Source organism: Polaromonas sp. C04 (assembly GCF_002002705.1).
Classification (GTDB): Bacteria; Pseudomonadota; Gammaproteobacteria; order Burkholderiales; family Burkholderiaceae_C; genus Rhodoferax_A.
The window spans coordinates 378046-403565 of sequence record NZ_MUNS01000041.1; the positions used below are offsets into that span (position 1 = coordinate 378046).

The window sequence follows — 25520 nt, forward strand, 5'->3', positions numbered from 1 at the left end:
GACGTGCACCCGCTTGCAAACCAACACGTTCTGATCCTGGGCCTGGGGCATTCCGGCCTGGCGATGGCGCGCTGGTGCGCGCGCTGCGGCGCGCAGGTCACGGTGGCGGACACCCGCGAGTCGCCGCCCCAGCGCGAGGCGCTCCAGCGCGATGTGCCGGCCGCGCATTTTGTCAGTGGCGCGTTCGATGCGGCACTGGTGGAAGGCTCATCCGTGCGCGCCGTGTTCAAGAGTCCGGGCCTGGCGCCGGCCGTGGTTGCTACGGTTTCAGGAGCGGCTCGCGCACAAGGGTTGTGGGTTGGCGGCGAATTGGATCTCTTTTCTCAGGCGCTGGCGGAGTTGAAGCAAAGCCAGGATTACGCGCCCAAGGTGCTGGCCATTACCGGCACCAACGGCAAAACCACCGTCACCTCGCTCTCCGGCCAGTTGATCGAGCGGGCCGGAAAATCGGTCGTCACCGCGGGCAACATCGGCCCGACGCTGCTGGGCACACTGACCGAGAAAATGGACGCGGGCAGCCTGCCCGAGGTCTGGGTGCTGGAGCTCTCCAGCTTCCAGCTCGACGGCGTGGCCGACTTCGAGCCCACGGCCGCCACGGTGCTCAACCTGAGCCAGGACCACCTCGACTGGCACGGCACGATGCAAGCCTATGCGGATGCCAAGTCACGGATTTTCGGGCAGCACGCGCTGATGTTGCTGAACCGCGAAGACCCGCAGGTGATGGCCATGCTGCCCGCACCGATCAAGGTGAAAGGTGGCAAGACGACGCAGCGCGACTACCTCACGTTCGGCGGCGACATGCCGCAGCGCCCCGGCGATTTCGGCATCGAACTGGTCAACGGCATGGCGTGGCTGGTGCGCGCGCTGGAGGCCGACGAAACCATCAGGAAACGCAAGGGTGACGAGCCGGAGATCCACATCCAGCGCCTGATGCCGGCCGATGCGCTGCGCATCCGCGGCCGTCACAACGCGGTCAACGCGCTGGCCGCGCTGGCGCTGGCTGGTGCCGCCGGCTGCGCGCTCGGTCCGCTGTTGTACGGGCTGCGGGAATACCGCGGCGAGGCGCACCGCGTGGAGCCGATCGGCATCGTGCACGACGTGGAATATTTCGACGACAGCAAGGGCACCAATGTCGGCGCCACCGTTGCGGCGCTGTACGGTCTGGGCGCCGAGCGCCGCGTGGTGGTGATTCTGGGCGGCGACGGCAAGGGGCAGGACTTCGCGCCGCTGGCCGCGCCGGTGGCGCGCCATGCACGGGCAGCCGTTCTGATCGGGCGCGACGGCCCGAAAATTCGCGCCGCGCTCGAGACCACCGGCGTGCCGCTGATCGAGGCGGACACGATGCAAGAGGCCGTGCTGCAGGCCAGCCGGCAGGCCCGCTCCGGCGATGCCGTGCTGATGTCGCCGGCCTGCGCCAGCTTCGACATGTTCGACAACTACGGGCACCGCGCCCAGGTGTTCCGCGACGCGGTGGCGGCGCTGGGCGCACAGGCCGGTATGCCACTGGAGGGCGCCGCATGAAGGCCGTCCTGCAGCAGATTTCGGGCTGGTTCGGCGGCCTGCCCAACGTCACGGCGCAAGCGCTGCCGGTGCGCATTGGCGGGGCTGACTTCGGCCGAAAAAGCCGCGCGCGCGCGAGCATGGCCGGCTTCGACCAGACTTTGCTGTGGGTCACGGTGGCGCTGCTGGCCTGGGGCCTGGTGATGGTGTACTCGGCCACCATTGCGATGCCCGACAACCCCCGGTTTGCGCGCTACGCACCGACGCATTTCCTGATGATGCATGTGCTCTCGCTCGCGGTGGGATTCGTGGCCGCCCTGATCACGTTCCAGATTCCGCTCGCCACCTGGGAAAAGGTGGCGCCCTGGCTGTTTGTGGCGTCCCTGCTGCTGCTCGTTGCCGTGCTGATTCCGCACATGAGCCACAGCGTCAACGGCGCACGCCGCTGGATTCCCCTGGGCTTCATGAACTTTCAGCCCTCCGAGCTGGCCAAGCTGGCCATGGTGATCTATGCCGCCGACTACATGGTGCGCAAGATGGAAGTGAAGGAAAAATTCTTCCGCGCCGTGCTGCCGATGGCGGTTGCCGTGGCGGTGGTCGGTGTGCTGTTGCTGGCCGAGCCCGACATGGGCGCCTTCATGGTGATTGCCATCATTGCCATGGGCATCCTGTTCCTGGGCGGCGTGAACGCGCGCATGTTCTTCCTGATCGCGACCCTGCTCGTGGTGGCGTTCAGCCTGATGATTGCCACCTCCGAATTCCGCCGCGAGCGCATCTTTGCCTACCTGGATCCGTGGACCGAACACAACGCGCTGGGCAAGGGCTACCAACTGTCGCACTCCCTGATCGCGATCGGCCGCGGCGAGATCTTTGGCGTGGGGCTGGGCGGCAGCGTCGAAAAACTCCACTGGCTGCCCGAGGCGCATACCGACTTCCTGCTGGCGGTGATCGGCGAGGAGTTCGGCCTGGTCGGCGTGCTGTGCGTGCTCGGCCTGTTTTTCTGGCTGATCCGGCGCATCATGCACATCGGTCGCCAGTCGATCGCGCTGGACCGGGTGTTCGCAGGGCTGGTGGCCCAGGGCGTGGGCATCTGGATCGGCTTTCAGGCCTTCATCAACATCGGAGTGAACCTGGGCGCGCTGCCGACCAAGGGCCTGACCCTGCCGCTGATGAGCTATGGCGGCTCGGCCATCCTGATGAACCTGGTGAGCATCGCCCTGGTGCTGCGCATCGACTACGAGAACCGGCAGTTGATGCGGGGAGGGCGGCGCGCATGAACCAGAAATGCGCCCTGGTCATGGCCGGCGGCACCGGCGGCCACATTTTCCCGGGTCTGGCAGTGGCGCAGGCCCTGCGCGAGCGCGGCTGGCGCGTGCACTGGCTTGGCGGTCGCGGCCGTCCCGGCCAGCCGAGCATGGAAAGCCAGTTGGTGCCGCCGCGTGGTTTTGCCTTCGAGAGCATCGATTTCTCGGGCGTGCGCGGCAAGGGCCTGGCCACGCTGGCCCTGCTGCCGCTGCGCCTGCTCAAGGCGTTCTGGCAAAGCCTGCAGGTGCTGCGCCGCGTCAAGCCCGATGTGGTGGTGGGGCTGGGCGGCTACATCACCTTCCCCGCAGGCCTGATGAGCGCGCTGCTGCGCAAGCCGCTGGTGCTGCACGAGCAGAACTCGGTGGCCGGCATGGCCAACCGGCTGCTCGCCAGCGTGGCCGCGCGCGTGTTCACGGCCTTCCCCGACGTGCTGAAAAAGGCCCGGTGGGTGGGCAACCCCCTGCGCACGGCGTTCACCTGCCAGGCCGATCCGCAAACGCGCTTTGCCGGGCGCAGCGGCCCGCTGCGCCTGCTGGTGGTGGGCGGCAGCCTCGGCGCGCGCGCGCTCAACGAAGTCGTGCCGCAGGCGCTGGCCCTGATTCCGCAGGCGCAGCGCCCCGTGGTCACGCACCAAAGCGGCGCCGCGCAAATCGACGCGTTGCGCGCCAATTACGCGCGTGCCGGCGTGACTGCCGAGCTCACGCCCTTCATCGACGACACGGCGCAGGCCTTTGCCGACGCCGACCTGATCGTCTGCCGCGCCGGCGCCAGCACCGTGACCGAGATCGCCGCGGTCGGTGCGGCTGCCGTCTTTGTACCGTTCCCCTCGGCGGTGGACGACCACCAGACGGGCAACGCCAACTTCCTGGTGGCGCAGGGCGGCGGCTGGCTCGTGCCGCAAAGCGAGCTGAGCCCCGAGCGGCTGGCGCAGATGCTACAGAAAACGGAGCGGCCTGCGCTGCTGGCGCGTGCGCTACAGGCCAAAAAGATGCAAAAAATACATGCCACGCGCGACGTGGTCACCGCCTGCGAGGAGCTGACCTCATGAAGCACGCCATCAAACATATTCACTTCGTCGGCATTGGCGGCGCGGGCATGAGCGGCATTGCCGAAGTGCTGCTGAACCTGGGCTACACCATCTCGGGCTCCGACCTGTCCGACAGTGTCACGCTCAAACGGCTGGGTGGGCTGGGGATCAAGACCTTTGTCGGCCATGCGGCCGAGCATGTGGTGGGCGCGGACGCTGTCGTCACCTCTACCGCCGTGCGGCAGGACAACCCCGAGGTGATCGCCGCGCGCGGGAAGAAGATCCCGGTGGTGCCGCGCGCCCTCATGCTGGCCGAGCTGATGCGCCTGAAGCAGGGCGTTGCGATTGCCGGCACGCACGGCAAGACCACCACCACCAGCCTGGTCGCCAGCGTGCTGGCCGAGGCCGGGCTGGATCCGACCTTCGTGATCGGCGGGCGCCTGAACAGTGCCGGCGCGAACGCCCGGCTGGGCAGTGGCGACTACATCGTGGTGGAGGCGGACGAGTCGGACGCCTCCTTCCTGAACCTGCTGCCCGTGATGGCCGTCGTGACGAACATCGACGCGGATCACATGGAAACCTATGGCCACGACTTCGGCAAACTCAAGGCCGCGTTCGTCGATTTCCTGGCGCGCATGCCCTTCTATGGCACCGCCATTTTGTGCACCGACGATGCCGCCGTGCGCGAGATCGCGCCCGAGGTCACCCGCCCGATCACCAGCTATGGCATGAACGAGGACGCGCAGGTGCGGGCGCTCGACGTGCGTGCGGTCGGCGGACAGATGCACTTCAGGGTGCAGCGGCGCAACGGCGTCACGCTGCCCGACCTGGACATCGTGCTGAACCTGGCCGGCGAGCACAACGTGCGCAACGCGCTGGCGGCGATCGCAGTGGCGGTGGAGTTGAATGTGCCCGATGCGGCGGTGCTGAAGGCGCTCGCGGAGTTCCGCGGCGTCGGGCGCCGCTTCCAGCGCTATGGCGAGGTGCCGGCCAAAACGGGTGCTGGTACCTTCACGCTGATCGACGACTACGGCCACCATCCGGTCGAGATGGCGGCCACGCTGGCCGCCGCGCGCGGTGCCTTTCCGGGCCGGCGCCTGGTGCTGGCGTTCCAGCCGCACCGCTATACCCGCACGCGCGACTGCTTCGAGGATTTCATCAAGGTCATCGGCCAGGCCGACGCCGTGCTGCTGGCCGAGGTGTATGCCGCCGGCGAAGCGCCGATCGTGGCCGCCGACGGCCGCACGCTGGCGCGCGCGCTGCGCGTCGCCGGCAAGGTCGAGCCGGTGTTCGTGGACGACATCGCCGCCATGCCGCAGGCCATCCTGGACAACGCGCTGGAGGGCGACGTGGTGCTGTGCATGGGCGCCGGCACGATCGGCACGGTGCCGGCCAAGGTTCTCGAGTTGCTACAAAAACGAGAGCTGATTGTGCAGACAGGACAGGGGTTATGAGCCAGATTCTTTCAAATTTTGGCAAGATCGACGGGATCAGCCTGGGCAAGGTCGCCGTGCTGCTGGGCGGCCAGTCGGCCGAGCGCGAAGTCTCGCTGATGTCGGGCCACGGCGTGCTGCAGGCGCTGCGCACGCGCGGTGTCGACGCGCACGCCTTCGATCCGGCCGAGCGCGACCTGGGTGATCTGAAGCGCGAAGGTTTTGCGCGCTGCTTTATCGCGCTGCACGGCCGCTATGGCGAAGACGGCACGGTGCAGGGCGCGCTCGAGCTGCTCGGCATTCCCTACACCGGGCCGGGCGTGATGGCATCGAGCATCGCGATGGACAAGGTCATGACCAAGCGGGTCTGGAGTGCCGAGGGCCTGCCCACGCCCAGGTATGTGTGCCTGGCACCGGACCACCAGACGCATCAGCAGGTGCTCGCCGTGCCCGATGAGCTGGGCCTGCCGCTGATCGTCAAGCCGCCGCGCGAGGGCTCCTCGATCGGCGTCACCAAGGTCAAGGGCTATTCACAGATGCAGGACGCGGTGCGCCTGTCGGCCAGCTACGACCCGGACGTGCTGTGCGAGGAATTCATCGAGGGTGAAGAGGTGACCTGCCCGGTGCTGGGCCGCGGCGCCGGGGCACGCGCGCTGCCGGTGATCCGCATCAATGCGCCCGACGGTGCCTACGACTACCAGAACAAGTACTTCACCGACACGGTCCAGTACCAGTGCCCGAGCGGCCTGCCCGCGGCCGAGGAGCGCGAGATCCAGCGCCTCGTGCTGGCGTCGTACCGCACCCTCGATTGCCGCGGCTGGGGCCGTGCCGACCTGATGATCCGCGCCAGCGACCGCAAGCCGTTCCTGCTGGAGATGAACACCTCGCCCGGCATGACGGGCCACTCGCTGGTGCCGATGTCGGCCCGGGCCGCGGGCATCAGCTACGAAGACCTGTGCGTCGGGGTGCTCGCGCTGGCGACGCTGGACTACAAGCCAAAGGCCACCCCATGACCGAATCGCTGCCCGTGCCGTTCGACGTCAAGATCATGAACCTGACCGCCTCGGTCCTGTTCCTGGTCTGCGGCGCCATGGTGCTGGCGGCGGCGGCCTGGTGGGCCGTGCGCAACCCGGTGTTCGCGATCGGCCGCATCACGGTGCAGGGCGACCTGGTGCACAACAATGTCGTGACCTTGCGTGCCAACGTCACGTCCCGGCTCAGCGGCAACTTCTTCACGGTGGATCTGGCGCGCGCGCGCAGCGCCTTCGAAGCCGTTCCCTGGGTGCGCCGCGCCGTGGTGCGCCGCGAGTTTCCGAACCGCTTGCAGGTGCTGCTGCAGGAGCAGCAGCCCGTGGCGTACTGGGGCGCGGACAGCGAATCCACCCTGCTCAACAACTTCGGCGAAGTCTTCGAGGCGAATACCGATGACATCGACCAGGACGATCTGCCGCACCTGAGCGGCCCGCTCGATCAGGCCGCGGACGTGCTGGCGATGTACCAGACGCTCGCCCCCCTGTTCGCGCCGCTGGACGCGACGCTGGAACAGTTGAGCCTGTCGGCGCATGGCGGCTGGCGCGCGCAGCTCGACAGTGGCGCCGTGATCGAGCTCGGGCATGGCACGCCCGATGAATTGACGGCGCGCGTGCAGCGCTTCGTGCACACGCTGACCCAGGTGACCTCGCGCTATGGCCGCACGGCGGCGGCGGTGGAGTCGGCGGATTTGCGCCACCCCGACGGTTACGCGCTCAGGCTGGCCGGTGTGACCACGGTCAGCCTGGATCCCAAGAAAAAGTAGCGGCAACAGAGAAAACGGAATTCATATGGCAAAAGAATACAAGGACCTGGTCGTTGGACTGGACATCGGAACCGCCAAGGTCATGGTGGTGGTGGCCGAGGTGCTGCCCGGCGGCGAGCTCAAGCTCGCGGGGCTCGGCATTGCGCACAGCAATGGTCTCAAGCGCGGCGTAGTGGTCAACATCGACGCCACGGTGGCGAGCATCCAGCAGGCCCTGCGCGAGGCCGAGCTGATGGCCGACTGCAAGATCACGCGGGTCTACACCGGCATCACCGGCAGCCATATCCGCGGCATGAATTCCAGCGGGATGGTGGCGGTGAAGGACAAGGAAGTCACGCCGGCCGACGTGGCGCGCGTGATGGAAACCGCCAAGGCCATCAACATCTCCAGCGACCAGCGCCTGCTGCTGGTGGAGCCGCAGGAGTTCGTGATCGACGGGCAGGAGGTCAAGGAGCCGATCGGCATGAGCGGCATCCGGCTGGAAGCCAAGATCCATATCGTGACCGGGGCGCAGAGCGCGGCCGAGAACATCATCAAGTGCGTGCGCCGCTGCGGGCTCGACGTGGACCAGCTGATGCTGAACGCGCTGGCCTCCAGCCAGGCCGTGCTGACCGAGGACGAGCGCGAACTGGGCGTGGCGCTGGTGGATATCGGTGCGGGCACGACCGATGTGGCGATCTTCACGAACGGCGCGATTCGCCACACCGCGGTGATCCCGATTGCCGGCGACCTGATCACCAGCGACATCGCGATGGCGCTGCGTACGCCCACCAAGGACGCGGAAGACATCAAGGTGGAGAGCGGTTATGCCAAACAGTTGCTGGCCGATCCCGACACGCAGGTGGAGGTGCCCGGCCTGGGCGACCGCGGCCCGCGCATGCTGAGCCGCCAGGCGCTGGCCGGCGTGATCGAGCCGCGGGTCGAAGAAATATTCTCGCTGGTGCAGCAGGTGGTGCGCGAGTCGGGCTTCGAGGAAGTGCTGTCCTCGGGCATCGTGCTCACGGGCGGCAGCTGCGTCATGCCCGGCATGGTCGAGCTGGGCGAGGACATCTTCCTGAAGCCGGTGCGCCGCGGCAACCCCAAATATTCCAGCGCGCTGGCCGACATGGTGGCGCAGCCGCGCGCCGCCACCGTCATGGGCCTGATGGAAGAGGCCCGGCTGGCGCGCCTGCGCGGCTTCAAGGTGGCACAAAAAAATGGTTCCATGAAGACCGCGTTCGGGCGCTTCAAGGACTTCGTGGTGGGGAATTTCTGATCATGCAAAAAACCTCTTCCCTGGCCCGTGGCCGGCCGCGATGGCGATGGCGACGCACCGGCCCGCCCTCGTGAATTCATTGACACGCATTGAAAAAATTTTTGGCAACTGCAACGTATCTGGAATATTAAGGAGAAATATATGAGCATCGAAATGATTGAAGTGGAAGAGTTCAACCTGGGCACGCAGATCAAGGTGATCGGCGTGGGTGGTGGTGGTGGCAACGCGGTCGACCACATGATCCTGCGCAATGTGCAGGGCGTTGAGTTCATTTGCGCCAATACCGATGCGCAGGCGCTGAGCCGCTCCGCCGTGCACAAAACCATCCAGCTCGGGCAGACCGGCCTGGGTGCCGGCAGCAAGCCCGAGAAGGGCCGCGAGGCCGCCGAAGCCGCGCTGGACGAAATCCGCGCGGCCATCGACGGCGCGCACATGCTGTTCATCACGGCCGGCATGGGGGGGGGCACCGGCACCGGCGCCGCACCCGTGATTGCGCGCGTGGCCAAGGAAATGGGCATCCTCACTGTCGGCGTGGTGACCAAGCCGTTCGACTTCGAGGGCGGGCGCCGCATGACGAATGCGGACCAGGGCCTGGCCGAGTTGGAGGCCAATGTCGATTCGCTGATCGTGGTGCTGAACGAGAAGCTGCTCGAAGTGCTGGGCGACGACGTGACCCAGGACGAAGCCTTTGGCCACGCCAATGACGTGCTGAAGAATGCCGTGGGCGGGATTGCCGAAATCATCAATGTGCCGGGCCACCTGAACGTCGACTTCGAAGACGTGCGCACCGTGATGAGTGAACCCGGCAAGGCCATGATGGGCACCGCCGTGGCCGGCGGCCCGGACCGCGCGCGCATCGCGGCCGAGCAGGCGGTGGCCTGCCCGCTGCTCGAGGGCATCGACCTGTCCGGCGCCAAGGGCGTGCTGGTGCTGGTGACGGCGACCAAGGGCTCGCTCAAGCTGAGCGAATCCAAGCTCGCCATGAACACCATCCGCGCCTACGCCGCGCCCGACGCCCACGTGATCTACGGCGCCGCCTACGACGACAACCTGGGCGACGAGATTCGCGTCACGGTGGTGGCCACGGGCCTGAGCCGCCAGGGCATGCGCCGCACCGCGCCGCCGCTGCAGGTGCTGCGCACCGGTACCGACAACATTCCGTTCAATGTGCCGAACCTGAACTCGGCCCTGGCGGGCGTTGGCGGCGCCGGCGCGATGCACGCGGGCAACGCCCAGCCTGACTACGGCAATATGACGGTGCCGAGCGTGTGGCGTACCAACCGCACACAGGCGGCGGCCAAGGTCGACGCACTGTCTTCCGGCGGCATGGATGACTTCGAGATTCCGGCTTTCCTGCGCAAACAGGCCGATTGATGGGGCGCTGGTGCAGCCGTCAATTAAAATCGCGGCATGCTCCAGCAACGAACCCTCAAGACGTTGACCAGCGCGGTCGGCGTCGGCGTGCACAGCGGCCAGCGGGTCGAGCTCACGCTGCGGCCCGCGCAGCCCGATACCGGCATCGTGTTTCGCCGCGTGGATTTGCCGGTGCCGGTGGACATTCCCATGTTGGCCACTGCCGTGACCGATACCCGCATGGCCACCACCGTGTCGCACGGTGCGGGCAAGGTTGCCACGGTGGAGCACCTGATGTCGGCCTGCGCCGGCCTGGGCATCGATAACCTTTACGTGGACATCACCGCCGAAGAAGTCCCCATCATGGACGGCTCGGCGGCATCGTTCGTGTTCCTGCTGCAAAGCGCCGGCATCGCGCTGCAGAACGCGCCCAAGCGCTTTATCCGCGTGACCCAGCCGGTCGAAGTGCGTGAAGGCGAGGGCGCAACGCTGAAGTGGGCCCGGCTCGAGCCCTTCAACGGCTACAAGCTCAGCTTTGAGATCGACTTTAACCATCCGGCGGTCGATTCGTCCGGCCAGCGCGTCGTGTTCGACCTGAGCACCGGCTCGTACAGCCGCGACATTGCGCGCGCGCGCACCTTCGGCTTCACGAAAGACGTGGAGATGCTGCGCACCCACGGCCTGGCGCTGGGCGGCGGGCTCGACAACGCCATCGTGATCGACGATTACAAGGTGCTGAACGCCGACGGCCTGCGCTACGACGACGAGTTCGTCAAGCACAAGATCCTCGACGCCATGGGCGACATGTACATGCTGGGCAAGCCGCTGCTGGCCAGCTACAGCGCCTTCAAGTCCGGCCACGCGCTGAACAACAAGCTGCTGCGCGAACTGCTGTCGCGCCCCGACGCCTACGAGGTCGTCACGTTCGACGACGAGAAACTCGCGCCCAGCGGCTTTTCCCAGCTGGCGCGGGCCTGGTAGCCGCCCGCCGCCATGGCGCTGTTTCGCGGGCTCTTCTTCGTGCTGCTGCTGGGTGCAGCGATCTCCTTCGCGCTCTACGCGGTCACCGGGCAGTCCAAATACAGGAAATTCGGGCTGCGCATCGTCATCGGCACCCTGCTTGCCGCCTTCGGCTTCTTCGCGGTGCTGATTGTCCAGCGCATCGCCTAGTGCTGCGTTCGCTGGCCGGGCCTCAGCGGCTGCGTCCCGCTTTGTACATCCCGCTGCTCTTGCGCTGCAGCTCTGTGGCCTGCCCCAGCCGGTGCATGGACTGGCCCACATGCGCGTGCGTGATGGCCAGGCCGAGCGCGTCGGCCGCGTCGGTGCCGGGCAGGCCGGGCAATTGCAGCAGGCGCTGCACCATGGCCTGCACCTGCGCCTTGGCAGCCTTGCCGTGGCCCGCGACCGCCTGCTTCATCTGCAGCGCGGTGTACTCCGCCACTGGCAGGGCGCCGCAGACCAGCGCCGTCACACAGGCGCCGCGCGCCTGACCCAGCAGCAGCGTGGCCTGCGGGTTGACGTTGACGAAGACGATCTCGACCGAGGCCGCATCGGGCTGGTAGCGCGCCACCACCTCGGTGATGCCGTCGAACAGCACCTTGAGTCGGCCCGGTAGGTCGCCGCGCTCCAGATGCGTGGTCCGGATGGTGCCGCTGGCCACATAGCTGAGCGCCGAGCCCGCCACGTCCACCACGCCGAAGCCGGTGGTTTGCAGGCCGGGGTCGATGCCGAGAATTCTCATGGTGCGAAGCTGACGCTCACGGCAGTTCGGCGTCGCGCATGCGCGCCACGATGGTCGAGGCGCGGCTGGACAGGTAGCCCGAGCGCGGCACCTTCTCGAAATACTTGGGCCGCGGCAGCATCACGGCCAGCCGTGCGGCCTCGTAGGCCGTGAGTCGGGACGCGGGTTTGCGGTAATAGTGCTGGGCCGCGGCTTCGGCGCCGAACACGCCCTCGCCCCATTCCACGCTGTTCAGGTAAATCTCCAGGATGCGCTGCTTGCCCAGGATGTGTTCGAGCAGCATGGTCAGCACAAATTCCTGGCCCTTGCGAAGCAGCGTGCGCTCGCCCGAGAGAAACAGGTTTTTCGCCAGTTGCTGGCTGATGGTGGAGCCGCCGACGATCTTTGGCGGTTTCTTGCTGGGGCGGGCCTGCAGGGCGCGCCGCGCCGCGAGCTCTTCGGCCTTGGCATTTTTCTGCCAGGCCTTCTCGATGGCCTCCCACTCGACGCCGTCGTGATTCACGAAATCGTCGTCTTCCGAGGCGATCACGGCGCGCTTGAGGTTGTCCGAGATCTGCGCATACGGCACCCACTGCTGGCGCCAGCGCAGCTCGCCGTGCTCGCGCGCCAGGCGCCACGCCTCGGAGCGCTGGAACGTGGTGGACTCGGGGTGCACCACCAGCATCAGCGCAATGCGCGCCACAAAAAACAGTTGCAGGGCGAGGAAGGCGGCGATGAGCAGGCCGATCCAGCGCAGCAGGGGTTTCATGCGCGCTTCATTCCATGACGGCGCGCAACTCGGCGAGCACCTGGGCCGAAGGGGGGCGCACGCCGCGCCAGATCAAAAAGGCCTCGGCCGCCTGCTCCACCAGCATGCCCAGCCCGTCGCGCGGCACGGCGCCATGTTCGAGTGCCCAGGCCATGAAGCCGCGCGCGGCCGGGCCGTACATCATGTCGTAGGCCAGCGCGCCGGGCCTCAAGACACTGGCGGGAACCGGCACGCCGGCGCCGCTGAGGCTGCTCGCCGTGGCGTTGATGATCACGTCGAAATTGCCCTCCAGCCCTTGCAGGTCGGGAGTCAGAAGCTCTGTTTTTTGTAGCAATGCCAGCGCCTGGTGGCGCTCGGCCAGGGCCACGGCTTTCGCGTGGGTGCGGTTCGCAATCGCGATGCGCGCCGGCCGCGCCTCGATCAAGGGGCCCAGCACGCCGGCCGCGGCGCCGCCCGCGCCGATCAAGAGCACGTCACGGCCCGCCAGCGCCACGCCCGCGTTGCGCTGAATGTCGTCCACCAGGCCGATGCCGTCGGTGTTGTCGGCGTGGATGCCGTCGGCTTCGAAGCTCAGGATATTGGCCGCGCGCGCCAGCTCCGCGCGCGCGCTGACCTGGCTGGCCACGGCCGCAGCCTCGAACTTGAACGGCACCGTGATATTGCAGCCCCGGGCCGTGCCGGCGGCGTCAACCATGAACTCGCGCAGCGACGCGGCAAAGTTGGCCAGCGGGATCAGCCGCTTGCCGTAGTGCAGGCGCTGCCCGGTGAGTTCGGCAAAGCGCGCGTGAATCCACGGCGACTTGCTGTGCTCCACCGGGTTGCCCATGACGCAGTAAAGATCCATGTTCATTCGTTGCGCGCGCCGGTTCACTGGCCGGTCAGCTTGGTCTCGAGCGTTTCGTCGCGCGTGAAGCGAAAGCGCGAGACCACCACGATCTGGTCGGCCTGGCGCCGCATGGCGTCGCTGAAACGACCGAACGGCCCGGCGCTGCGCGCAATCGCCTCGGCGCGGCGGTCCAGCGCGGGACTGCCCGAAGGATCCACCACTTCGGTGGACACCACGCGCCCGTCAAAGTTGACGGTCAGGATCATGGTCAGCTCGCCGTACAGCTTCTTGCCGCTCATTTCCGGAAAATGCTCGGTGCCGCGGTCCTCGATCTTGTGGCGCAAGCCGTCGTAATACACCGCATAGACCTCCTCGCGCGTGGCCGGGCTGATGTAGCGTTTTTTGGGGCGCGCGTTTTCTTCGTTGACGCGCCGTTCGATCTCGGCCAGCAGCTTGACCAGCTGGCGCCGCTTGTCCTCCCGGGCCTGGGCTTCGGGGTTGTCGCTGGCCTCCTTGGGATCCGCCGGCGGCAGCGCGGCGAGCAGCCTTTTGACTTGCGCCAGCATCAGGCTTTGCTGCTGCTGCAGCGCCTCGACCTTGCGCTGCGCATCTTCGGCGGCATCGCCCATTTCGGTCAGCGCCGAGGGCGGCAGCGGCGTGGTCGCGCGCCCCTTGTCGGCCTCGCCCCCGCCGGCCAGCGAGGCCTGCGCGATGGCCGTGGCCTTGTCGGGGCGATCGTTCGACTTGGCGTTGACCAGGATGACTTCCAGCGGCGTGTCCTGGAACACGCGGTTGAAGCCCTCCGGGTCCACGAAGCGCACGGTCAGCAGCCCCGCGTGGACCGCGATGGACGCGCCAAGCGCCAGCTGGAGGGTGCTGAAGGACCGCAGTTTCACGGGGATGGATTATCGCTGGTGGCCGCCCCGGTTTTGGCCTCGGCCTCGGCCTCGGCCTCGGCTTCGCTCACGTCCACGGCAATGGCGATCGGGCCGGCCACGGCGTCGTCCTCGTCGCCTTCGTCCTCCTGCGAGGCCGCCTCGGGTGCCTGATCCAGCCGCTCGATCACCGTGCCGTTCACATCCAGCGTGATCTCGTCGATCGCCCCTAACCGCACACGCACGCGGGCGCCGCGCGGCAGGCTTTGCGTGCCGAGCACGGGCAGCACCAGCGGCAGATCGTCGGCGCGCACCAGGCCTTCCTTGAAGACGGTGCCGGTCAGCTCGGTCATGCCCTGCTGCTGCACGTACTTGAGCGTCCAGAAGCGCTCCATGCCGCGCTGGTAGTCGTTGTAGGCGGCGTAGGTCGCATCAAAGCTGGAAATGATGGAGAACAGCTCGGCATCCTTGGGCTTGAACGGCGCGGCCAGCGCCGCCGTTTTGCCGTGGCGCGCGCAGGCAATGATTTGCCACTGGTTCACCAGATCCGTGTAACGGCGCAGCGGCGAGGTGCTCCAGGCGTAGCTCTTCACGCCAATGCCGGCGTGCGGCAGGGCCTTGGTGCCCATGCGCACCTTGACGCCGGGCAGCAGGCTGGCCTGGCTGCGGTAGATGCCGGGCACGCCCAGTTCGGCCAGCCAGTTGCCCCACGTGCTGTTGGCGACGATCGCGGCCTCGGCCACGATCAAGTCCAGCGGCGCGCCGCGCTGGCGCGTGCCGATCTGCACCTGCTCGCTGCCGTTCGGCTCGGCGCCGATGTTGCCGACCAGTCTGAAGTTGTAGTCGGGCCGGTTGAAGGTCTCGGGCTTGCCGCGCACCACTTCGCGCCGGGCTTTCAGGCTCTTGGCGAGGCGGTGCAAAAATGAGAGCTGTTCGCGCAAGTCCAGCAAGGGCTGCGGCGTGTTTTCAGCATGAATCGACGGATCGGCCAGCCAGGCCTCGGTGACGATGTGGTCGAGCTGGTCGTGGCGCAGGTTCACGCTGACGGGCACGCGCTCCAACCGGGTTTCGGTGGCGGTGATGGCCAGCGTGGCTTCGTCGATCGTCACGTACAGCGACACGGCGGGGTTGGCGCGGCCTTCGTCGAGCGTGTAGATCTGCACCACCTCGTCGGGCAGCATGGTGATCTTGTAGCCCGGCATGTAGACCGTCGAGAGCCGATGGCGGCCGAGCTGGTCGAGCGCGCTGCCGGGCGTGATGGCCAGGCCCGGCGCGGCGATGTGGATGCCCAGCACCACGGTGCCCGTGCCCAGGCCCTGCACCGACAGCGCATCGTCGATTTCGGTGGTGTGCGAGTCATCGATCGAGTACGCCTGCACGCTCGCCAGCGGCAGCTCGTCCGGTGGCTGCGGTGCCGTGACGGCGGGAAAGCCCGTGCCCTTGGGGAAGTTCTCGAACAAAAAGCGCTTCCAGTGGAACTGGTAGGGCGAATCGATCGCGCCGGCCTGCTGCAGCAGGGCCAGCGGCGCGGTATGGGTGGCGCGCGACGCCTCGACCACGGCCTTGTACTCGGGCGCGTTCTTGTCGGGGCGGAACAAAATCTTGTAGAGCTGCTCGCGGATCGGCGCCGGGCACTGGCCCTGGCCCAGCTCGGCGGCCCAGGCGGCAATCTGCGCCTGCAGCTGTTTTTTCTTCTCGATGCCGGCCAGCGCCTGCTGCAGGATCTCGGCCGGCGCCTTCCGGAAGCGGCCCTTGCCGGCGCGGCGAAAGTAATGCGGCGCCTCGAACAGGCGAAACAGCGCGGCGGCCTGCTCGACCAGCGTCGCCTGCTCGCTGAAATAGTCGCGCGCCAGTTCGGCAAAGCCGAATTCCTCCTCGGGCGCAAATTCCCAGGCCAGCTCCAGCTCGATGGTCTCGCTCAGGGCCTGCGCCTGGCGCACCAGTTCGGCCGGCGCGGGCTTGTCGAACTTCAGCAGCAGGTTGGCGGCCTTGACCTTGACGCGCTTGCCGCTGTCCAGCTCCACCTGCGCGGACGATTCCGCCTCGGACAGCACGCGCCCGGCGTGGAATTTGCCGGCTTCTTCAAACAATACAAACATGGGCCGGATTGTCCCATGCGCGCCGGCACCAGGATATTCTGGTCATGGGCCTTCCTGGTCACCGAGGACCCTCGCACAGCGCCACAATTCAGGCAGCCTTGGCATTCTCCCTGGCAATCGTCGTCCAACCGCCCCTCCAGTGCTGCGCAATGGCGTTGTCCTGCGGGTCGATGCAGAAAAGGTGCAACCAACCGTTTCCTGCCACTTGCTGCACGATCGCGTTTTCGGCCATCACCCGGTCGATGGCACTGCGGGGCGCTTCGATGAACACGCTCAGGCGCAAGGGGTTGTGGCGCAGAACTTGACCGTCATGCAGCGACTGCAGCGCCAGGCCAATGCGCAGATCGCCGCCATTGCCCTCGAACACGCCAATATCACCCCCCACCACGTTGTGCAGCAACTTGTTGCCGCTCCCGAAGCGCAGGTTATCCACGGTCGACGCGTGATACTGCATGTTGATCCAGTTCGTGACCAGCATCGGGGCCGTCATGAGCAGGGTCAGGATCTTCAGATCAGGGTCCAGCCGGTAGTCGTAGTCATGCAGGAAGCTGCGACCTGCCAGATTCATATGCCGTGTGCGTGCGCGCGGCGCCACGATAAACGCGGCATTGTTCACCAGGCCCCACTCCGGCCGAACCTGGGACCAGTCGTTTCCGCGCTGCCGCAAGGACTGCAGCAAAGCTTCGGGCTGAGGGCTCAGCGCCGCCAGTCCCAGGCTGCTCGCGCGTTCCGCGCGCGAGTGCTCGCCGGCGACAGCGAGCCAGCGCCGCAGCTCGTCCATTCGGGCGCTCAGGGCCTGCGGGACGGCTTCAGTGTCGTAGAGCGTCATCTCGTCCGTGGTCGTGTTGTGCAGCGCGGGCACAAAGTGCGTGTCGTCCGGGATACTGATGCCGCGCTCGCGCAAGCACTTCCGTACGGACGCGAGGTTGAGTGCGTCGGCCAACGCCCGTGCGTTCACATCGCCACTTTGCCCGCCACAGGCGCCACAGTTCAGCCCCGCGGCCTGCGGGTTGTTGGCGCTCTGGCTGCCATGGCCTGCAATCAGCACCAGCGGCGCAAATCCATCGACCAGCCCCATGGCGGTGAGGATGCCATGAAGCATCGCAGCGGTGGCTGCCGGGTCGGTGGCCGCCCGGGGCAGGCGCGGACGCAGTGCCGAGGTGCCCTTGACCGGCAAACCCGTGTCTTCCCAACGTGCGGGCACCGCGCCCGAGGGCAGGCTCTGTGACAGCAGTTTGCCGCCATACAACAGTCCCAGTGACTCGACAAAGCTGAACCCCGATGCAGGCGACATCCGCAGGTTTGCCCAGCGCTGGCGCCACTGCAGTGCCTGGCGGCGCCGTTTTGTGAGCACTGTCGCCAGATGGGGCTCGTCCGCGCTCTCGGTCACACGTTGCGCCGGCGCCAACAGGCCCGGCACCTGAGGTCGAACCAGCACGCTGCCCAGGGGCGAGTATTCAACCGGCAGTCCGAAGAAGCCGGCAAATGCGCGGGTTTCGATGCCTGGATTGACCGACTCGAGCGCGCGCCGGAACACCTCAGACCTCACATCAATGCAGAACACCGCCTGGACAGCAGCCCGCGTGGGAGAAGGTCCAGGCATGGGTGCGGCCTGTATCAAACCGTCAGCCAGCGGTTGTTGATAGGCGATCTCGACGGCATGCTGCAGCAGCCAGTCCGTGCGCTGGACGTCCTGCAGCCGCCGAGCCGCATCCTGTGCGTTGGCCCACTGGTCCACCCAGCCAAACGGCACGTCGCCGGATTCAGCGTCCCCGTGCAGCAGCCACTCCCACGCCAGCCGTATTGCCAGCAACTGCTCGATCTGGTCGTCGTCCCGTCCTCCCAGGCGAGCCTGCCAGCGCAAGTACGCGCACCAGGCGCCCCAGCCGCCTATCGCCAACAGCACGGCGGTCAGGTAAGCCTCGCGGCCCTTTTCGGGGATGGCCATGCCGTCCAGGGCGAAGCCAATGGCCGCGCGGGGTGTGGTGGGCAAATCGCCCAGTTGGCGCAGGAATGCCGCGCGCCCCTGACGCCAAGGCAAGTCGTGATCTGCCACCAGTTGCTGCCGCCAGGTGCCGTATAAACCCTGTGCCACATTCATCGTCCAGGTGGCCTGGCCGCGATCGAAAAACGCGGCACAGTGCTGGCTGACCTGATGGGTCACGAGTGCAGTCCAGCTCAGGCCCGGACGCGGCGCCGTCCCCCTGTCGCGCAGATCGGTCACCAGCGAAAGGCGATGCACCGGCGCATTGTCAGTTTGCAACGCCGCCACCAGCTTGTTGACCGTGTCTTCGGTGTCAGGCGGGCGGGTGCCGGACACGGTGCCAGTGAGTGCGTCACGCTGTGCCGCCATCGCCAGATGTTCGCGCCGTAACGTGCCTGCAGCCCACTGTGCCCGAAACCATGCGCGCGGCAGGGTGAGCGGGGAACCTGCCAGGGTGCCCAGTTCGGCCGCGACGTGTGAAATGGGGCGGTCTACCCATCCCCAATAGGGGTTGACGGCGATGCTCTGGTCCAGCGGCCAGGTGGGCGCCACGCGAGCGCAGGCTGCCGTGATCTGCGCGGCCAATGGCGAGTCATCAAGCCCGGGTGTATCGACACGCGTATTCATTGCGATGCTCCGGCAGCAGGGTGCGAGGTCAAGGGCATGAAGTTTCCGCCTGGCAGCGACGATGCCTTGGTCACCGCTGGGCCCGGAGGTGGCCACAGCCTGAACGCGATCCCGTTGAACGTCTCGTCCAGAAACAGCCCACCGTAAAACCAGGGGTACAGGCGCTGTGCCAGCTGGCTTCGGGGCGCCACGGTGACGAGCGACTGCACCGCGAACAGCGCTGCAAAGATGATCGCCACCATCACCCACAGTCCCGTGATGGTTGAGGTGGCAGGCGACTGCAACCAGATGCCAAAAAGGACGTGCAGGGCAAAGTAGATCAACGTGATGCCAAAGGCAGCGAGAGCCAGGGCGGGCAGCCAAAATCCCCCAAGTCGCGGGGCCTGCACCCGTATCAAAGGTGTCAGCGCCAGGCCCACAACGCCTGCCAGCACCCAGATGGCGGGTGCGGCAACCAGGGCGGGCGTCAGCGCCGTCCATAACACGCCCGCGGCCAGCACCATGCCCAGTCCGACCAGGGCGCCGGCCCCTATCCCCGCCCAGCTCGGAGCTGCGGCGCGTGGTGACAGCTTTGCCACCGAGCTCGTTTGCACGGTGCCCCCAGAGCCGAGAAACGAATGGGCCTTGTACAGCGAATGTGCCAACAGATGGACGAGTGCCATGTCCCACGCGCCCAGTCCGCATTCCACCAGCATGAAGCCCATCTGCGCGCAGGTGGACCACGCCAGCATCACCTTCACGCTGATGCGCGTGGTCATGACCAGCGCCGCCAGCGATGCCGTGGCAGCCCCTGCCAACACCAGAAGTACTTGCGAGGCCGGTACTTGTGACACCAGCGGAGCGAAGCGAATGAGGACAAATCCCCCCAGATTGACGATGCCCGCGTGCAGCAGCGCCGATACGGGGGTGGGCGCCTCCATGACCTGAATCAACCAGCCGTGAAATGGCAACTGGGCGCATTTCAGCAGCGCGGTGCAGGCAATGAGGGCCGTCGCGATCCGGGCGCTCAGCGGCAAGGCGGGGCTGTGGGTCGCCATCAGCAGGATCTGGTCTATTTGCAGGGTGCCAAAAGCCTGGTACAGAAGACACACAGTACCCGCCATGCACAAATCGGCCAGGCGCGCGACGATGAATTTCTTGTGCGCTGCCACGACGGCCGCGGGCCGCTCACCAAAAAAAGTCAACAGTTGATGCAGCGCCAGGCTCGTCCCCATCCATGCCAGGGCCAGCCCCAATACGTTGTTGGTGGCCACCACCACAAAGACCGACGCCAGAGTCGTCATGAGCCAGCGCACATAGTGGCGCTCCCTGCTTTCGCCCTGCAGGTAGCGTTGCGAGTAGCGGACGATGACCCAGCCCACAAATGCCACCAGCAGCAGCATCGCCGCGCCCAGACGGTCGACCCGTTGGCCATAGGCGGCGCCATGGAGGCCCAGCGCGGCAGCGACCAGCAAGGCCGCCGCCAGACCCAGTGCCGCACCGGTGGCCCACCGTGCGGCGCGCCAGGCCGTTGCCGTGTCGTGGCGCGGACTGGCGAGCAGAGCGGCCGTCGCGGTCGCCAGCGCTGGCGCCAGCACCCAGATGGCCTGTGCCAGCGGCAGGGTGACAGGAGAGAAAAGTTGAAGCGTCATAACGAAGTCCGGAATGCGAATGAACAGACTTTGCCGGCATCTGATCATTCTGTAAAATACATTTTTCAGTCAATTTCAATCTAAAAAACAGAACTATTTATCAATGAGCCGCCTGAACTTTCATCATCTGCATTACTTCTGGGCGGTCGCCAAGGAGGGGAATCTCACCCGCGCCGCGACGCGCTTGCATGTGTCGCAGTCGGCTCTGTCGGCGCAGATCCGGCAACTGGAGGAGCAGCTTGGTCAGCAGTTGTTCACGCGCGTCGGTCGAGGCCTGCAACTGACGGAAGCGGGACAGCTGGCGCTGGGCTACGCCGATTCGATCTTTGCGGCCGGCACGGAGTTGATGGCGCTGCTGCGCGAGGGGCGCCGCGACGAACGTCAGGTCATCCGCATCGGCGCCGTGGCCACGCTGTCGCGCAATTTTCAGGAGAACTTCATGCGCTCGCTGCTGGAACGCGACGATGTCGAGCTCGTGCTTCAGTCAGGGAACCTGCTCGATCTGATGGCACGACTGCGGGTCCACACACTGGACCTTGTCCTGTCGAACCAGCGTGTTCATGCCAGCACTGACAACCCCTGGCGGTGCCAGCGTGTCGCACGCCAGCCCGTCAGCCTGGTGGGCAAGGTCCGGCCCCCCGGCATGCCGTTTCGCTTTCCGCAAGACTTGTCAGAGGTGCCGCTGCTGTTGCCGGGGCGTGACAACGACATCCGCGCGGCCTTCGACATGATGTGTGAGCAGCGCGGCATCCGTTACCGCATCAGAGCCGAGGTGGACGATATGGCACTGATGCGCCTGCTGGCACGCGATTCCGACAGTGTGGCGCTGATGCCGAGCGTGGTGGTGCAGGACGAATTGCGCAGCGGTCGCCTGATGGAATACGGAGTGGTGCCGGATCTGTTTGAGAATTTCTACGCCATTTCGGTGCGGCGCCAATTCGAGCCGCCTTTGCTGCGAGCGTTGCGCAAGCAGCCCGAAGCCGCGGTGCTGGGGGCGCTGTAGCCGCACCGGCAAGACTTGCCCGGCGCAGCGCCTGCGGGTGGCGGTAGTGGACTCGTCGTCACGCCAGCTGCAAAAACTCGAACACCTCGTCGATCTGGGCGTCGAAGTCGCTCAGGGCGTGGTCGCTGCCCTCCAGCAGCCGGATGCGCGCGCCGGGATAGCGCGCCGTCATCTCGCGCCAGTCCAGCACCTCGTCGCCCTTGGCGATCACGGCGAAATAGTTGCGCGGGTCGGCCACCGGGCCGCATTCGAGGGCGCGCAGCTCGTCCACAAATTCCGGCTTGAAGAAAAAGTGATCGGCGGGGTCGTGCCAGGCGGTTTGCTCGCCCACGTACTTTTGCAGGTCGCGCGCCGGGGCAATGGCCGGGTTCAGTAGCACGGCCTTGCAATGGGTCTGCTCGGCCACAAATGTCGCGTAAAACCCGCCCAGCGACGAGCCCACCACGGCCATCGATTCGTGTGGCCACGCGGCAATGCAGTGCATCAGCAGCGCCATGGCTTCGCGCGGCGAGGGCGGCAGCTGCGGGCACCACCAGGTCACGCCGGGGTGCTGCGCTTGGACGCGCGCGGCAACTTTTTGCGCCTTGGCGGAATGGGGCGAGGAGCGAAAACCGTGCAGGTAGAGCAGGTGGGTGGTGGGCATGGCGCCATCATACGAAGTCGGCCCTGCTACAAATTATGTCGGCGGCGAGCTCTTGCGAGCGCTCCCAGCCCCATCAGCATGAGCGCATAGGTCGAAGGTTCGGGAACGGCGTTTGGAGTGGCCGGCGCCGCGTTGCCGACTCCGTCGGTAACGATCGAATAGCCGGGGTGCTCTGCTGTCCATTCAGGGTCGAGATACAAGGGGTCGATAAATCCGTTTGCAGTCTCAATCCACAAATCACCATTTTGTGTTTGACTGCCCGTCGCCTGCAATGTCAGAGTGATGGGTAGGGCGTCACCTGGCGCGCGCAACGAAAGACGTCAGGGCTGAAGCTGAAACTCGACGAGCTGACGAACCCAGTTGTTGTATCCATCGTCATATTCGGTCTTGACTAAGCTGCGTGTTGCCGGCGCGTACCAGTTGGCCAAAACCAGTCGACCATTACTGTGGGTTGTGTCGCTGTTCCAGAACCCTTTGTACTCAACCTTGAACGCGTCGAACTCACCTGCAGGTACCTTCACCTTCTCGAATGCGACTACGGTTGCCTTAAGTTCCCATCGCCCTTTGCTCCCGGTGACCTTGTTTGCAAAGCTAGCCTTGTACGCCCACTTCTTGCCCACCTCCAGGGGAAAACTCAGTGTCTTTACCTCCCCCGACACTACCGATGTTGATGATTCCATGATGCTTAAATCAGGTGTCATCAATAGCGTGCCCTCGTTCTCGGTGCCCTCAATCTGCGAGGCCGTGACCGCCGTGATGCGCCAATCAAACTTGGAGTCCTTGACCCCTGTGCGGCGATCGGCTTGTTCATACTTCCATCGATCTCCCACTTTAATCGTAGGAACTTCGGCGCGCTTGACTGCGTCTTCGGCTGACGCTGAGTTGGTGCACAGAACAGTGAACGCGAGTAGGCCCACTCGCAGCAAGTTGCTCAGCTGTGGTGCGTCGATGGTAGTGTTGGTCTTCACTTCGATCTCCCTTCGCAACGGTGGCTTGGCAGATAGGGCGCTGCCATGACGCTCAACTAAGATTAGACGATGAAGATTTTGCTTGGGGCGGTTTCAAGACTGTTGCGCTTCAGACTTGAAACCGCCTTGGCTTTCTGGAAATGAGGCCGTGATATAGAAATGGAATATGACGACACGTTGATTCGGCGTAAGCGGGCGGCGAACTCATCTTGGGCAAGATCCGAGCCGCCTTCTCCTGAACCCGAAAATTGCCCGTTTGTCAGCCGCCGTGGTGGGGTTTAACGTCGTGTACCGATGAAGTTACCCGTCGCAGGCGGGTTGGTATCTGTATAGGTGCCGCTCGCCGCGCCCGTCAGGAAGTTGAGGGTGCCCGTGGCGGTGCCGTCAGGAGCTGACAGGTTGAAGGCGCCGGCTGCGAGGTCCGTGAATGCCACGGTGCACGCATAGTTGGTGGTGCCACTGCCGTCAATCGAGGTGCAGTCGGCATTGCCACCGCCGTAAATATGGATGATGGTTGAGCCGTTGGCATTGGGGTCGGACACCTCCCAATCGCCCGTGTAGGACGTCCTCGTCAAGGCCAACGGCGTGTCCGGGTCCACGGCGGGCAGCCCAAGCTGGGAGGCCAGGGCGTTGGTGGCGGCCAGATTCAGCCCCGCGGTGTTGATCGTGGTCGTGTTGCTTTGGTAGCCGAAGTAGACCTTGCCGCCGCGTTCCACAAACACGCCCTGGTAGCCCAGCCCGCTGGCGATCAGCGGCGGATTGCTCAGCGTCATGACGCGTGCGTCGCCCAGAGTGGAGATGGTGTAGGAGCCCGTCCCGATCGCGGTGCAACTGCGGGTGGACCCATTGGTAAATCGCTCCTTGCACGCGTAGTAGGTCACCGGGTTGGTGCCAGTGCCCGTGAAGGCCACACGAATCTTGATGTTGCCGGTGTAATACCCCGTCGGTGTGCTGTTGAAGTTCACCGAGCCGAGCTGGCCAATGCCCAGTGTGCTCTGGCCCCAGGCCTCATTGGGTACGTCGCTGACGAAAGATGTGCCCTGGAGGGTGTTTTGGACGAAGACGCAGGGAGTCCCTTTGATTGTGTTGATCAAATCTTCGAGTTTGGTGGCCTGGTATGTCGGCGGGAGCGAAAACTCGGAGGAGTTGCAGGCTGCTGCGCCTCCGCTGGTGGTATCGCCGCCAGCGGCTACTTCCGCGCTGTACAGCGTCACGTAGTTGCTGCTTCCCGGGTAATAGGCAACCGCTGTGCTCAAGGGCGTGGTCGATTGGTAGGACAGCTTGGCATCGGCCGGGAATTTGGCGGAACCCAGCACGCTGGCTGCCAAATTGATGGACAGGTTGGTATAGCCCGCCGTCGTGATCTGGTTGTACACGTCGATCATGGAGCGGCCGGCGATGTCGAACACGGCGCGATTCGATCTGCCGGTTTCCACCTTGTCGCAGTAATCGTAGCTTGAGTTGCCGTTGGCATCGGGTGTAGTGCTGGTGCTCTCAACGTTCACGGCGCAGCTGACCCAGTTCGAACCGTTGAAATGCAGGTCTGACTGGCGGTTCGGGCTGCCCCCGTTGTTCCAGGCGGCCACCGCGCCATTGACGCTGTTGTAGCGGCGGCTCACAAACTTGGTGTTGCCCGAGGCATCCGGGGTGTTCTGGGCCAGCGTGGAAACGAGGGTCCTGGCAGACCAGTTTGTGGCGTCCTTGAAATTCAGGCTGCGCAGGGTTGCGCTCGCGACGGCCGTGTCGGCCCCGGCAGTGGGGGATGAAGCGAGCTGGTTGTTGATCGCGACCAGCGTGGCGGCCGACGCGGTCGTCAGACCCGTGTCGGCCACCAACGCATTGGCCTGGGCCAGCAGAGCCGCTTCCATGGCCGCGGGTGAGGCGGCGGCCTGAACACTGGGGTCGGCCAGGGCGGTGAGCAGCGCCGGCAGGATTTCAAGCAGCTTGTTCTGGATGATCTTGTCCAGATCGGCCTGCCTGATCACCGCGCCATCCATCGCGGTGGTGCCAACGGCGCCGGCGAGCAGGCTGGATTGTTGCTGGGTGGTCACCACCACCATGCGGGCCAGCGTGCCGGCGGCCTGGCTGTCGGCCGTGCTGCCCTTGGTGAAGTCGGCAAACAGCGAAACGTTGAGACCGGTTTGCGCCTTGACGGACGCTTCCGCCTGGGCGCTGGTGGCCCCGGTGCTGGCGATCAGGGTCTGCACCAGGGTGGTCAGCGGGCTGACCACGGCCGTTTTGTCGGCGGGGGCCTGCAGGGTGAAGGGGGTCGTCACGGGGCCGTGGTCCGCGTCGACCGCGTCGGTGCCGACCACCGCGAGAATCGGATATTTACCGGCGTCTTCCGTGGGCACCTGCAGGGTGACGTTGCCCGCGGCGTCCGTCTTGCCCGACGGCTCGCCGCTGTCGCAAATGCCGTTCAGGTTTTTGTCCAGGCAGACCGTGGCGTTTTTGATCGCGCCGTCGATCACGGTCACGGGCACGCTGGTCTTGGCTGCCGTTGGCGGCGATACGCTTGTGCCGCCACCGCCGCCGCCACACCCTGCTAGGGTCAGCATGGCCGCACCTGCAAATGCAAGTGCCAGTTTTTCGAGTTTGTTGGTCATGAGTTTCTCCCAGAAATTTGAACGATATGACTAGGATAGATATCGCCATGCACAGAGCAATGATGCAAACGCACTATCTGCGATGGCATAAAGCCCAAAAC

At 65.7% G+C, this 25520-nt stretch carries 22 protein-coding genes; 11 read left to right on the top strand and 11 right to left on the bottom strand.

The features are described 5' to 3' along the window. Positions 1-3: 3 nt before the first annotated feature. The 10 genes from murD to B0E49_RS20570 all read left to right on the top strand — a co-directional run bounded on the left by murD (position 4) and on the right by B0E49_RS20570 (position 10838). Entirely contained in the window at positions 4-1521 is a 1518-nt protein-coding gene (murD, locus tag B0E49_RS18205) for a UDP-N-acetylmuramoyl-L-alanine--D-glutamate ligase (protein WP_077563989.1), read from the top strand. Continuing rightward, entirely contained in the window at positions 1518-2777 is a 1260-nt protein-coding gene (gene ftsW, locus B0E49_RS18210; protein WP_077563990.1) for a putative lipid II flippase FtsW, read from the top strand. Before murD ends, ftsW begins: the two co-directional genes overlap by 4 nt. Next, positions 2774-3853: an undecaprenyldiphospho-muramoylpentapeptide beta-N-acetylglucosaminyltransferase gene (gene murG / locus B0E49_RS18215; protein ID WP_077563991.1), complete on the top strand. Its 1080-nt coding sequence runs from the start codon at positions 2774-2776 to the stop codon at positions 3851-3853. Before ftsW ends, murG begins: the two co-directional genes overlap by 4 nt. Continuing rightward, complete coding sequence (gene murC / locus B0E49_RS18220; protein ID WP_077563992.1) at positions 3850-5286, top strand: UDP-N-acetylmuramate--L-alanine ligase; 1437 nt, start codon at positions 3850-3852, stop codon at positions 5284-5286. Before murG ends, murC begins: the two co-directional genes overlap by 4 nt. Continuing rightward, positions 5283-6278 carry a D-alanine--D-alanine ligase gene (locus B0E49_RS18225; protein WP_077563993.1) on the top strand — a complete coding sequence of 332 codons (996 nt, stop codon included), beginning with the start codon at positions 5283-5285 and terminating at the stop codon, positions 6276-6278. Before murC ends, B0E49_RS18225 begins: the two co-directional genes overlap by 4 nt. After that, entirely contained in the window at positions 6275-7060 is a 786-nt protein-coding gene (locus B0E49_RS18230) for a cell division protein FtsQ/DivIB (RefSeq protein ID WP_077563994.1), read from the top strand. The genes B0E49_RS18225 and B0E49_RS18230 overlap by 4 nt, the downstream gene beginning before the upstream one ends. A gap of 25 nt (positions 7061-7085) precedes the next feature. Continuing rightward, on the top strand, positions 7086-8315 hold the full coding sequence (gene ftsA, locus B0E49_RS18235) for a cell division protein FtsA (protein WP_077563995.1): 1230 nt from the start codon (positions 7086-7088) through the stop codon (positions 8313-8315). A 141-nt stretch (positions 8316-8456) separates the two neighbouring features. Next, the gene (ftsZ, locus tag B0E49_RS18240; protein ID WP_077563996.1) at positions 8457-9689 is read left to right on the top strand and encodes a cell division protein FtsZ; all 1233 of its coding nucleotides are present in this window, start codon (positions 8457-8459) and stop codon (positions 9687-9689) included. A gap of 36 nt (positions 9690-9725) precedes the next feature. Continuing rightward, complete coding sequence (gene lpxC / locus B0E49_RS18245; RefSeq protein ID WP_077563997.1) at positions 9726-10649, top strand: UDP-3-O-acyl-N-acetylglucosamine deacetylase; 924 nt, start codon at positions 9726-9728, stop codon at positions 10647-10649. A gap of 12 nt (positions 10650-10661) precedes the next feature. Then, the gene (locus tag B0E49_RS20570) at positions 10662-10838 is read left to right on the top strand and encodes a hypothetical protein (protein WP_168175085.1); all 177 of its coding nucleotides are present in this window, start codon (positions 10662-10664) and stop codon (positions 10836-10838) included. 22 nt (positions 10839-10860) lie between these two features. On the opposite strand, the gene ruvC is transcribed toward B0E49_RS20570, so the two are convergent. The 7 genes from ruvC to B0E49_RS18280 form a co-directional block, all read right to left on the bottom strand. Next, positions 10861-11409, bottom strand: coding sequence for a crossover junction endodeoxyribonuclease RuvC (gene ruvC / locus B0E49_RS18250; RefSeq protein ID WP_077563998.1), 549 nt, complete (start codon positions 11407-11409; stop codon positions 10861-10863). A gap of 16 nt (positions 11410-11425) precedes the next feature. Next, a complete protein-coding gene (mtgA, locus tag B0E49_RS18255) occupies positions 11426-12157 on the bottom strand; it encodes a monofunctional biosynthetic peptidoglycan transglycosylase (RefSeq protein ID WP_077563999.1) in 732 nt (243 codons plus the stop codon). Between the two features lie 7 nt (positions 12158-12164). Next, positions 12165-13001, bottom strand: a complete 837-nt coding sequence (gene aroE, locus B0E49_RS18260) for a shikimate dehydrogenase (RefSeq protein WP_077564000.1) — start codon at positions 12999-13001, stop codon at positions 12165-12167. Between the two features lie 23 nt (positions 13002-13024). Beyond that, complete coding sequence (locus B0E49_RS18265; protein WP_077564200.1) at positions 13025-13873, bottom strand: energy transducer TonB; 849 nt, start codon at positions 13871-13873, stop codon at positions 13025-13027. A 2-nt stretch (positions 13874-13875) separates the two neighbouring features. After that, entirely contained in the window at positions 13876-15957 is a 2082-nt protein-coding gene (locus B0E49_RS18270; protein WP_077564001.1) for a ribonuclease catalytic domain-containing protein, read from the bottom strand. Between the two features lie 88 nt (positions 15958-16045). Then, complete coding sequence (locus B0E49_RS18275; protein ID WP_077564002.1) at positions 16046-18568, bottom strand: YbcC family protein; 2523 nt, start codon at positions 18566-18568, stop codon at positions 16046-16048. Further along, positions 18565-20199 (bottom strand): NADH-quinone oxidoreductase subunit L, encoded by a 1635-nt coding sequence (locus B0E49_RS18280; RefSeq protein ID WP_077564202.1) that lies wholly within the window; start codon positions 20197-20199, stop codon positions 18565-18567. Before B0E49_RS18280 ends, B0E49_RS18275 begins: the two co-directional genes overlap by 4 nt. Before the next feature lie 103 nt (positions 20200-20302). On the opposite strand from B0E49_RS18280, the gene B0E49_RS18285 reads away from it, so the two are divergent. After that, the gene (locus tag B0E49_RS18285) at positions 20303-21202 is read left to right on the top strand and encodes a LysR family transcriptional regulator (RefSeq protein ID WP_077564003.1); all 900 of its coding nucleotides are present in this window, start codon (positions 20303-20305) and stop codon (positions 21200-21202) included. A 58-nt stretch (positions 21203-21260) separates the two neighbouring features. On the opposite strand, the gene B0E49_RS18290 is transcribed toward B0E49_RS18285, so the two are convergent. The 4 genes from B0E49_RS18290 to B0E49_RS18305 all read right to left on the bottom strand — a co-directional run bounded on the left by B0E49_RS18290 (position 21261) and on the right by B0E49_RS18305 (position 25419). Beyond that, positions 21261-21845, bottom strand: coding sequence for a YqiA/YcfP family alpha/beta fold hydrolase (locus B0E49_RS18290; RefSeq protein ID WP_077564004.1), 585 nt, complete (start codon positions 21843-21845; stop codon positions 21261-21263). Positions 21846-21871: 26 nt separating this feature from the next. After that, positions 21872-22156: a PEP-CTERM sorting domain-containing protein gene (locus B0E49_RS21040; protein WP_144264618.1), complete on the bottom strand. Its 285-nt coding sequence runs from the start codon at positions 22154-22156 to the stop codon at positions 21872-21874. Between the two features lie 9 nt (positions 22157-22165). Continuing rightward, a complete protein-coding gene (locus B0E49_RS18300) occupies positions 22166-22813 on the bottom strand; it encodes a hypothetical protein (RefSeq protein WP_144264619.1) in 648 nt (215 codons plus the stop codon). 278 nt (positions 22814-23091) lie between these two features. Then, complete coding sequence (locus B0E49_RS18305) at positions 23092-25419, bottom strand: hypothetical protein (RefSeq protein WP_077564007.1); 2328 nt, start codon at positions 25417-25419, stop codon at positions 23092-23094. Positions 25420-25520: the final 101 nt, after the last annotated feature.